Source organism: Rhodobaculum claviforme (genome assembly GCF_016653255.1).
Classification (GTDB): domain Bacteria; phylum Pseudomonadota; class Alphaproteobacteria; order Rhodobacterales; family Rhodobacteraceae; genus Rhodobaculum; species Rhodobaculum claviforme.
In genome coordinates this window covers 1-10343 of record NZ_NHSD01000251.1, presented here as the reverse complement: position 1 = coordinate 10343, position 10343 = coordinate 1, and the positions used below count along the sequence as shown (strand labels likewise).

The following is a 10343-nucleotide window of genomic DNA, read 5'->3' as shown; positions in this document are numbered from 1 at the left end:
CTGGACGCCACGGCGGGCCGATCGGAGGCGTTCGTGCAGGGCTAATGCAGCGCTCGAACGGTAGCTCTCGCAGAGCGATCTTCTGGGCAGGGCAATAGCCCAGGGGCCACAGGTGGCCGGAAACGGTGGTTTTCGAGGCATGGTGTGTCCGAGCACCAGCTGCCGTGGTTTGTATGAGTTGAAGCAGTCGCATAACCCCTGTACGAAACCGCTATTGTTCTGAGACGGGTTTTGCTACAGTTGCGTCATGATCCTCGGCTACGCCCGCGTCTCCACCAGCGACCAGAGTCTCGATGGCCAGATCGATGCCCTGCGCGCGGCCGGGGCGGAGCGCATCTTCGAGGAGAAGCGCACCGGGAAGTCGCGCCAGCGCCCAGAACTGGAGCGCCTCCTTGATCAGCTGCGCGACGGCGATGTCCTGGTTGTCACGAAGTATGACCGCTTGGCCAGATCCCTGCGCGACCTCATCGACATCGTCGCGACCATCCGTCAGCGCGGTGCCGGCTTCCGGTCCCTCGCCGAGGACATCGACACGACGACGCCGGCTGGTCGGCTGATCTTCCATGTCTTTGGCTCCATAGCCGAGTTCGAGCGGGAGCGCATCGTCGAGCGCACCAAGGAAGGCCTCGAGGCCGCCCGTCGCCGCGGCCGGGTCGGTGGCCGACCGCGGGCGCTCTCGGCCGAGGCACAGGAGCAGATCCGACGCATGCGGGAGGAGGAAAACCGGTCCGCCACGGAGCTGGCGCGCATGTTCAAGGTGAGCCGGGCGACGATCTATCGTGTGTAGGATGCCAGGTTTGCGCGACACGGGACTGGACAGAATATGGCAAGCTTTGTCATCATCAGCCCCCCGCGACCGATGGAGAGCCCCATGGCCACGATGAACGTCTCTATCCCAGAGCCGATGAAAGCCTGGATCGAGGAGCGCACCCGTGACGGCAGCTTCAGCAACACCAGCGACTATGTCCGCCATCTGATCCGCCGCGATCAGGAGCGGAGCCGGGCGGTGGCGCAGATCCAGGCGGCCATCACCGAAGGCATCGAGAGCGGCGCGGCTCGTCCCTTCGACCCGGCCGCCCTGAAGGCCCGGATGCGCGGCGACCGTGACGGATGATCTGGCCGGGATCCGCCTCACGCCCCGAGCCGAGGCCGACCTCGAAGACATCTGGCAGTATGGTGCGGGCGAGTGGTCACCGGAGCAGGCCGACCGTTACATCGATGGGCTGGTGGCCGTGTTCGATCTCCTGCGCTCCATGCCCGGCATCGCCCGCGAGAGGACCGAGTTCACCCCGCCTGTGCGCATCCACCCCACCGGGCCTCACCTCGTGATCTACCGCATCGCGGCTCCTCATCTGGAAATCCTGCGCGTCGTGGGCGGGCGGCAGGACTGGCCGAAGCTCCTGGAGGCGCTGGAGTGAACGCCGGGACTGCTCGGGCGGCTGTGGCCATGGACATGGCAACGCGCAGGGCTGCAGACTGCCACGGCGCCCACAGCCCGATTTAGAGGTTTCCTTGTCGCCAACCATGACTGCCAACAGGGCCAAGGGGGCCGGGTTTTCGCCGCCGCGGCTGTTCATCTCCTATGCCCGGGGCGATGGGCGGGGCTTCGTCGAAGGGTTCGAGGCCCGGCTGGCGGAGGCGGACCTCACATCCTGGCGTGATTTGCGCGACGTCGAGGGCGGCGAAGACATCCTGCCCCAGGTGCTCAGCGCCATTGAGAACGCCGAGCATCTGGTCCTGATCCTCACCCCCCGCGCGCTGCGCTCCGACTGGGTCAAGGCGGAGTGGACCCACGCCCGCGCTGCGGGCTGCAAGGTCAGCCCGGTGCTGGCCGACCCCAACCTTGCCCGCTCCGACCTCCCCCCCTGGATCCGCCGCGCGGATATCTACGATCCCGACGAGCCCGAACGCTGGGCCAAGCTGATCGCGGTCCTGCGCGGCCCCGGCGAGGCGCGCCGGGTCCCCTACCATACCGGCCATCTGCCCGACAGCTTCGTGCCCCGTCCCGGCCCCTACGATCGGCTGAAACAGGGTATCCTGCAGGCCGACGGGGGTGTCGTCGGCCTCTCCACCGCCCTGATCGGCGCGGGCGGCTATGGCAAGACCACCCTCGCCAACGCGCTCTGCCGCGACGAGGACATCCGCTTCGAATTCTCCGACGGCGTCCTGCGGGTGGAGATCGGCAAGGACCGCACCGACGTCCTGGGCCTCGTCTCCGACCTGATCGAGACACTCGACCCGGGCGGCCAGCGTCCCGGCTTCACCGACGTGAATGTGGCCGCCGAGCAGCTCGCCCATCGCCTGGACAAGGCCCGCCTCCTGCTGGTCCTCGACGACGTCTGGCGTGAGAGCCAGCTGCAACCCTTCCTGCGCGGCGGCCCCAACTGCGTGCGCCTCATCACCACCCGCAGCCCCCGCGTGCTGGGCGCGGCCACTCGCATCGACGTGGACGAGCTGACGCCTACCGAAGCGCAGGCCCTCTTGTGCTGGCAGCTCCCCGCCCCCTCCCCCGCGGCCCTTGGGCAACTCCGCGCGCTGACCCAGCGGCTGGAGGGCTGGGCGCAGATGATCGACATCGCCAACGGCTGGCTGCGCAGCCGCATCGCCGCCGGCCGCGACCTCGATACCGCGCTGGAGGATTTCACGCGGCGGCTCGACCGTCGCGGCCTCACCGCCTTCGACCCGCGGGACGCGGACGCGCGCAACCGCGCCATCGGCCTGTGCGTCGACGCGAGCCTCGAGGACCTCACCGACGCCGAGCGCGCCCGCTTCACCGAACTCGCGATCCTGCCAGAGGACACCGACACCCCCATCGCCATCACCGCCGCCCTCTGGGCGCAGACCGGAGGACTGGACGACATCGAGGGCGAGGACCTGCTCGACCGCCTCGCGGATCTGTCGCTGCTGCAGCGGCTCGACCTTGGGCGACAGACCGTGCGGCTGCACGACAACATGAAATGGCTGCTGGGCGACCGCCTGGGGGCAGCCGAAACGCAGGCCGCGCACGCCGCCATGGCCGAGGCGCTGCTGGCGCGCGCGGGTGGCGCATGGTCCGCCGCCCCGGTCGAGGACAGCTACAGCTGGCGCCACGCCCCCGCCCATCTGCGCGCCGCCGGCCGGGCGGAGGACGCCGACGCGCTGCTCCTGGATCCCGGCTGGATCGCCGGCCGCCTCGCCGCCCTCGGCGCCACCTCGCTGGCCGAGGCCGGCCGCCCCGAACCCACCGCCGAGGACGCCCGCCTCGTCGCCCGCGCCCTCGCCCTCTCGGTCCCCACCCTGCAGGAGCACCCCGACCAACTCCCCCTCCAACTCGCCGGCCGCCTCCTCGACCTGGCCGTGGGCCGCATCCCCGCCCTGCTGGCCGAAGCCTCCCGCAGCTCCCGCCACCCCGCCACGCCGAAACGCGCCTTCCTGACCCCCCCAGGCGCCGAACGCCTGCGTCTTATAGGACATGAGGGCTGGGTGCTGGCCGTGGCCTTCTCCCCCGACGGCGCCCGCATCGCAACGGCCTCCCGCGACCGCACAGCGCGGGTCTGGGACGCCGAGACCGGCGCCGAGATCGCCGCACTGCGCGGGCATGAGGGCTCGGTGCGGGCCATCGCCTTCTCCCCAGACGGCGCCGGTTTCGTGACCGGGTCGGACGACCAAACTGCGCGGATCTGGGATGCCGAGACTGGCGCAGAAATCGCAACGCTGCGCGGGCATGAGAGCAGGGTGCAGGCCGTCGCCTTCTCCCCCGACGGCGCCCGCATCGCAACGGCCTCCCACGACCGCACAGCGCGGGTCTGGGACGCCGAGACCGGCGCCGAAGTCGCCCGACTGCGCGGGCATGAGGGCTGGGTGCGGGCCATCGCCTTCTCCCCCGACGGCTCCCGCATCGCAACGACCTCCGACGACCACACCGCGCGGGTCTGGGACGCCGGGACTGGCGCAGAAATCGCAACGCTGCGCGGGCATGAGGACGGGGTGAGGGCCATTGCCTTCTCCCCAGACGGCTCCGGGATCGCAACGGCATCCGACGACGGTACCGCAAGGGTCTGGGATACCCACACTGGCTCCGAGACTGCCTGTCTGCGCGGGCACAAAGGCTGGGTGCAAGCCATCGCCTTCTCCCCCGACGGCGCCCACATCGCAACTGCCTCCCGCGACGGTACCGCGCGGGTTTGGAACGCCGAGACTGGCGCCGTTATCGCCGAACTAAGCGGGCATCAGCGCGAGGTCGTGAGCATTGCCTTTTCCTCCTTCGGCGCCCGCGTCGCAACGGCCTCCCACGACCGCACTGCACGGATCTGGAACGCCGAGACCGGTGCCGAAGTCGCACGACTATGCGGGCATGAGAGCTGGGTCGCAGCCGTCGCCATCTCCCCCGACAATACCTATATCGCAACGGGGTCCTTGGATGGCACCGCGCGGCTCTGGAACGCTACCGGCGGGGCTGAGATCGACCGATTTCGCGGACATGAGAAGGCCGTGCGGGCCATCGCCTTCTCCCCCGACAGTACCCGCATCGCAACGGTTTTCGACGACGACACCGTGCGGGTCTGGCACTCAGAAACCGGCGTCCGGATCGCCAAGCTATGCGTGCATGAAGGCTGGGTGAATGCCGTCGCCTTCTCGGCTGACGGAACCCGCATCGCTACGGCCGCCAACATGGGTACCGATCAGGTTTGGGACGCCGAAACTGGCACCCGGGTCGTCGAGCTGTGCGGACACGAGGACCCAGTGTCAGCCATCATCTTCTCCCCCGACGGCGCCCGCATTGCGACAGGATCCGGCGACTGTACGGCAAGGATCTGGGACGCCAAGACCGGCGCGGAAACCGCCTGTCTAAGCGAGCATGAGGACTGGGTGGAGGCAGTCACCTTCTCCCCCGACGGCACCCGTATCGCAACGGCCTCAAACGACGAAACCGCGCGGGTCTGGGACACCGAGACCGGCGCCGTGATCGCTGTACTGCGCGGGCACCGGGACTGGGTTCAGGCCGTCGCCTTCTCCCCCGACGGCGCACGCATCGCGACGGCTTCCCACGACTGCACCGCACGGGTCTGGGACGCCGAAACCGGCGCCGCGGTCGCCGCACTGCGCGGGCATGAGGGCTGGGTGCAGGCCGTCGCCTTCTCCCCCGATGGCAGCCATATCGTGACCGGGTCGGACGATCGGACGCTGCGGATATGGGATGGCCAGGACTTCTGTCTGGACACCATCATCAACCTCGATGCCACCGTCAGGACGTTGACGGTGATGGACCGCAGTTTGGCCGTCGGGGATGCCCTCGGGCGGGTCGGCATCTTCGATCTGAACTGGCCGGAATGACGGAGGGCCCATGTCCGACGACGACCCACAGCAGCGGCTGGAGCTCTACCGGCTCTACCTCGCCACCGCCGAGCGGGTGAGCGATCGCCGCGCCGCCGCCAACACCTGGATGCTGAGTGTCAATGCCGCAGTGATCGGCCTCTATGGCTATCTTGGCGGCGACCGCGCGCCCGTCCCACCCGCCGACCGCTGGCTGTGGTTCCTCGCCGTCCCCGCCGTCGGGATCCTGCTCTGCCTCGCCTGGGCGGCCCTGCTGGCGTCCTACCGCAAGCTCAACGCCGCCAAGTTCACCGTGCTGCACGAGCTGGAAGCGCATCTCCCCTACCCCCTCTTCCGACGCGAGCAGGAGATCTACCGCGCCGCCGGCCGCCGCCCCCTTGGCTGGGCCGAAACCGCCATCCCCCTGCTCTTCGCCGCCCTCTACGCTGGCTTGCTGGGAGTGCGCCTCATCATCGAACTATGGGGCGGGTAGTGCCGCCTCCGTCCCCATGGCATCAGTCCTTCAAGACTCCATGCCATGCGATGGCCCGGCGCCGCGTGTGAGGGCGGCGCGGGCCTTCAGGACCTCGACGGAGGTACGCGCAGGATGCTGTGGAAGCTTGTCCGTCCTGTGGCGACGGAGCAGACTGAGGCCAACCTTGCGCAACACCGCCTTCTGGCCCTTGCGGCCTGAAGACTGCGGAGGACCGACCCCGGCACCCGGACGTGTCCGGTTTTGACGTTTGATCAGGAAAGCGACAGATAACCGAATTTCTTACCGGCGGCGCACTGAGCGACCGCATCCGCCATATCGCCCAAGGGCCCAACGCCCGCCTCGCGGTCGCCTTCTGGGGTCAGGGCGTGCCAGCGGAACTGTTCGGGCCCGGCGCTGCCACGCGCGATGATCTGCGCATCATCTGCGATATCGGCATGGGCGGAACAAACCCCGAGGCCCTCATCACGCTGGGCGCTCCCCGCCGCGACGGGCTGCGACACTGCTCGAACATGCACGCCAAAGTGTATCTCTCGGACGCGGGCCTCGTGATGGGCTCGGCCAACGCCTCGGCCAACGGAATCGGCCTGAACGCCGATGCGGCCGGGTTGACCGAAGCGGGCACTTTCAGCACCGCCCATAGCCCGGCCTGGGAAGCGGCAGCGACGTGGTTTGAAAATCTCTGGACCCGCGCGGCTGCGGTTGACGCGGATGCGATGGATCGGGCCTGGAAAAGCTGGAGGCTGCGCAGCCGCACTGGAGATACAGGGGAGCACGACGAAACCCCCGCGCGGCGCTTTCTCGACTACGATCCGGAGCGCGATGGGTTGGTGTATGTCGGCTGGTACAGCGGGCAGCCTGAGCCCTACACCCCGCCGGGCGTTGCGAACGTTGCCCACCGCAACGACGTTCCGCTCGGCACGCTCCTGGCGCCGAACGACACCGACGTGATGGGTGTCTGGATGCTCGATGTGTGCCTCGACGGTACCCGCGCGGTGAGGCAACCGGCCCCGGAACTCATCTTCCTGAACGCCCGCCATGAAGACCCCGGACACGACGCGGAATACCCCATGGTCTACTACCAGCGGACGGATGCACCCCCGCCGCCGGCTCCGTTCCAGCTGGACGACAGGCTCCGCCATGTGGTTCTGGATGTGATCAACCGTAAGGAGTTCGGGGCGCTGCGGGATCGCCAGCATGCCCAACCCTAGCGTTTCGCCGATCACGTCGAGCGCATGTACGCGTTCTGGCGCGCGGTACGAGAGGCATATCCCCGCGACTGATCCATCTCGGCCAGGGCGGGGTCCGGCAGAGGTCAGGCCCCGCCCGCCCGAGACCACATCCTCCAGCGGCTTGCGCCCCTGCCCTGTCCCCTACCCCGGCGGCGGGTCGGGCAGGAAATCGGTCCCGGGATCGGACGCCAGGACGGGGACAGTCAGGCGGGCCCCATCTTCGAGCCCATCTCATGGCGGCGCTTCTGGTCCGTCTTAACTACCCCAACCGCCGCGCCTTGCCGCCCTGTTCCATGTCCGGTAATGTTGACTTATCGGACATCAGGCCGGGACGGCACACCAGCGCCGCACGGGCACCGCAAACCCCACGCCCCCCTCCCGCCGCACCCCTGGCACAGGCACCACCCCGTTGTCGCACGGGATCCACACGGCCCGGGCGGACGCCCCGCCGCTGCGGGATCATCCAGAACGAAGCGGCGGAGCATCCAGCGTCCGCCCGTCGGGATATGCGGCCCGGGCATGCGGGCCGGATGGATGGCCCGGATGGATGAGCGGGCTCAAGCGGGCCGCGCCACATGGGCCAGGACATGAGCCAGGGACATGGGCCAAGGCATGGGGCGCGGCATGGGCCGCGGCGGCGGGTGTCGTGACGCGCGACCCCGTCCGGCGCACCGGGACCACCGGCCGCCCCCCGCAGACGGCACACCAGGGCGGCGCGGCCCCGACAGAAATTCCTTGGCTTTTGCAAGGGCCATCGGCCATTCAGTCATGGCGTCCCGCCCCGCCTCGCCGGTCCGGGGCGCAGGAACCATCACCAGGGCTGCGGCACCGCCGCACCGGAACCCCGGGGAGACAAGCCATGTGCGTTGCATGCTGGGACACCGAGGCCGCACGGCTGGCCGGTATCGATCCGTGCCATTGCGGCGCCCCCCATACGCTGCGGGCCTATGCCCGGATCGACGCCGATCTGCGGCGGCGCGAGTTCCTGGGCGGGGCGGGCGCGGTCGTGGGGATGTTCGCGGGCTTCGGCCTCGCGCCCCGGATGGCGCGGGCGCAGACGCCGGGGCGGCCGCTGCTGCTGAGCAACCTGCGCTTCTTCGACGGTCGGGAAACGATCATGCAGGAGGGCCGCGACATCCTGATCGAGGGGGACCGCATCACCGCCCTGCCCGCACGCGGCCAGGGCCCCGAGGACGCCGAGCGCATCGATTGCGGCGGGCGCGTGGTGATCCCCGGGCTGATCGACGCGCACTGGCACAGCACGCTGGTGGGCGTCAGCCAGGTCGTGGCGCTGACGCAGGACGTGGGGTTCCTGCACCTGATGGCCGGGCGCGAGGCCGGCGCCACATTGATGCGCGGCTTCACCACCGTGCGCGACGTGGGTGGCCCTGCGTTCGGGCTGAAGCTGGCGGTGGACCGGGGCGCGGTGGCGGGGCCGCGGATCTTTCCCTCGGGTGCGATGATCTCGCAGACCTCGGGGCACGGGGATTTCCGGCTGCGCTCGGATCTGCCCCGCTTTCCCGACACGCCGCCCACCCACATCGAGCGCCAGGGCGTGGCCCAGATCGCCGATGGCGCCGACATGGTGCTGCGCGCCACGCGTGAGCAGCTGATGAAGGGGGCAAGCCAGATCAAGATCATGGCCGGGGGCGGCGTGGCCTCGCTGTACGACCCCCTCGACGCGATCCAGTTCACCGAGGCCGAGATGCGCGCCGCCGTCCAGGCGGCCTCGGACTGGGGCACCTATGTGTGCGCCCATGTCTATACCCCCGGCGGGATCCGGCGCGCCGTGGCCGCGGGGGTCCGCTCGATCGAACATGGCCAGCTGGCCGACGACGAGACCGTGCGGATCATGGCCGGCGAAGGCGTGTGGTGGTCGATCCAGCCGTTCCTGGCCGACGAGGACGCCAACCCCTATTCCGACCCCGCGCAGCGCGCCAAGCAGCTGGAGGTGGCCGAGGGCACGGTGCGCGCCTTTGACCTCGCACGGACCCACGGCGTGCCGCTGGCGTTCGGCACCGACATCCTGTTCAACCCCGACGGCGCCGCCAGCCAGGGCCGCCAGCTGGCGAAGTTCGCCCGCTTCATGTCGCCGCTGGAGGCGCTGCGCACCGCCACCGGCGCCGCGGGCGAATTGCTGGCGATGTCGGGGCCGCGCGCGCCCTATGACGGCCGGCTGGGGGTGATCGCCGAAGGCGCGCTGGCGGATCTGCTGGTGGTGGACGCCGACCCCGAGGCGGGCCTCGACTGGCTCGACGATCCCGAGGGGCGGTTGCGGCTGATCATGAAGGGCGGGCGCATCCACAAGGACGCCCTGTGACCGATGCGGGGCCAGTGTCCGGGGCGTTGCGGCCTGCGGGGGCTGGCCTGAGGGATCTGGGCCTGAGGGGTCTGGGCGTGCGGAAACAACGGAATTCGGGGACAGGGCAATGACGGCACGAAGGATCTCCGGCCGGGGGTGGCTGGCCTGGATGGCGGGGCTGTGCCGGGTGGGGCTGTGCATGACTGGGCTGTGCATGGCGGCGGGGCTGGCAGCGGGGCTGGCAGGCCCGGCCACGGCGCAAGGCATCGACCCGCCCACACCCGCCCCGTCCGCCACGGGCATCGCCACAGGTCCCGGTGGGGGCAAATGGCGCGGGCAGATCACGCCCTATGTCTGGGCCACCGGGCTGGGCGGCAGCATCCGCCCGGCCGGGACGGACCGGGGGGTGCGGATCGACACCTCCTTTACGGACCTGCTGCGCGACCTGGACGGGGCGCTGTTCGTCTCGGGGCTGGCGCGGCGCGACCGGCTGGTGCTGCTGGGCGATCTGAGCTGGTCGTCCTCGTCGCGCGCGGGCGTGCTGCCGGTGCCCCCGGCCGGGCTGCCGGCGCGGGCGCGGTTGCGCCAGACGTCCGCAACGCTGGCGGGCGGCTGGCGGGCGATCGAGGGCCCCGGGACGACGGTGGATCTGCTGGCCGGGGCGCGGCTGTGGCGGGTGCGCGGCGCGGTGTCCTCGGCGCTCGGGGCGGCCGCGAGCACGCACAGCTTTGTCGACCCGCTGGTGGCGGCGCGGGTGAACCTGCGGATCGCCCCGCAGTGGTCGGCCCTGGTGCATGTCGATGTGGGCGGCTTCGGGGCGGGATCGCACAGGGCCACGCAGGTGCTGGGCACGGTGAACCACCGCACGGATTCGGGGATCACCGTCTCGGCCGGGTACCGCCACCTGGAGGTGGACTATCGCCGGGGCGGCAGCCGCTTCGACCTGCGCATGGGCGGTCCGATCCTGGGCGCCACCTGGCAGTTCTGAGGCCCGCCCCCCCTGCCGGTGCGGGTCCCGCCCGCA

The 10343-nt window shown here is 70.2% G+C and carries 8 protein-coding genes; all 8 read left to right on the top strand.

Going from position 1 to position 10343, the window contains the following annotated elements:
* The first annotated feature begins 247 nt into the window (after positions 1 to 247).
* The 8 genes from CCR87_RS09240 (at position 248) to CCR87_RS09205 (ending at position 10307) form a co-directional block, all read left to right on the top strand.
* Positions 248 to 787 (top strand): recombinase family protein, encoded by a 540-nt coding sequence (locus CCR87_RS09240; RefSeq protein ID WP_201157238.1) that lies wholly within the window; start codon positions 248 to 250, stop codon positions 785 to 787.
* A gap of 84 nt (positions 788 to 871) precedes the next feature.
* On the top strand, positions 872 to 1114 hold the full coding sequence (locus CCR87_RS09235; RefSeq protein WP_201157237.1) for a type II toxin-antitoxin system ParD family antitoxin: 243 nt from the start codon (positions 872 to 874) through the stop codon (positions 1112 to 1114).
* A complete protein-coding gene (locus CCR87_RS09230; RefSeq protein ID WP_338048903.1) occupies positions 1104 to 1418 on the top strand; it encodes a type II toxin-antitoxin system RelE/ParE family toxin in 315 nt (104 codons plus the stop codon). Before CCR87_RS09235 ends, CCR87_RS09230 begins: the two co-directional genes overlap by 11 nt.
* Positions 1419 to 1512: 94 nt before the next feature.
* Positions 1513 to 5313 carry a WD40 domain-containing protein gene (locus tag CCR87_RS09225; RefSeq protein ID WP_201157236.1) on the top strand — a complete coding sequence of 1267 codons (3801 nt, stop codon included), beginning with the start codon at positions 1513 to 1515 and terminating at the stop codon, positions 5311 to 5313.
* A gap of 10 nt (positions 5314 to 5323) precedes the next feature.
* Complete coding sequence (locus CCR87_RS09220; protein WP_201157235.1) at positions 5324 to 5785, top strand: RipA family octameric membrane protein; 462 nt, start codon at positions 5324 to 5326, stop codon at positions 5783 to 5785.
* Between the two features lie 368 nt (positions 5786 to 6153).
* Positions 6154 to 6996, top strand: coding sequence for a phospholipase D-like domain-containing protein (locus tag CCR87_RS09215; RefSeq protein ID WP_201157234.1), 843 nt, complete (start codon positions 6154 to 6156; stop codon positions 6994 to 6996).
* Between the two features lie 880 nt (positions 6997 to 7876).
* On the top strand, positions 7877 to 9337 hold the full coding sequence (locus CCR87_RS09210) for a metal-dependent hydrolase family protein (RefSeq protein ID WP_201157233.1): 1461 nt from the start codon (positions 7877 to 7879) through the stop codon (positions 9335 to 9337).
* A 109-nt stretch (positions 9338 to 9446) separates the two neighbouring features.
* Positions 9447 to 10307, top strand: a complete 861-nt coding sequence (locus CCR87_RS09205) for a hypothetical protein (RefSeq protein WP_201157232.1) — start codon at positions 9447 to 9449, stop codon at positions 10305 to 10307.
* Positions 10308 to 10343: the final 36 nt, after the last annotated feature.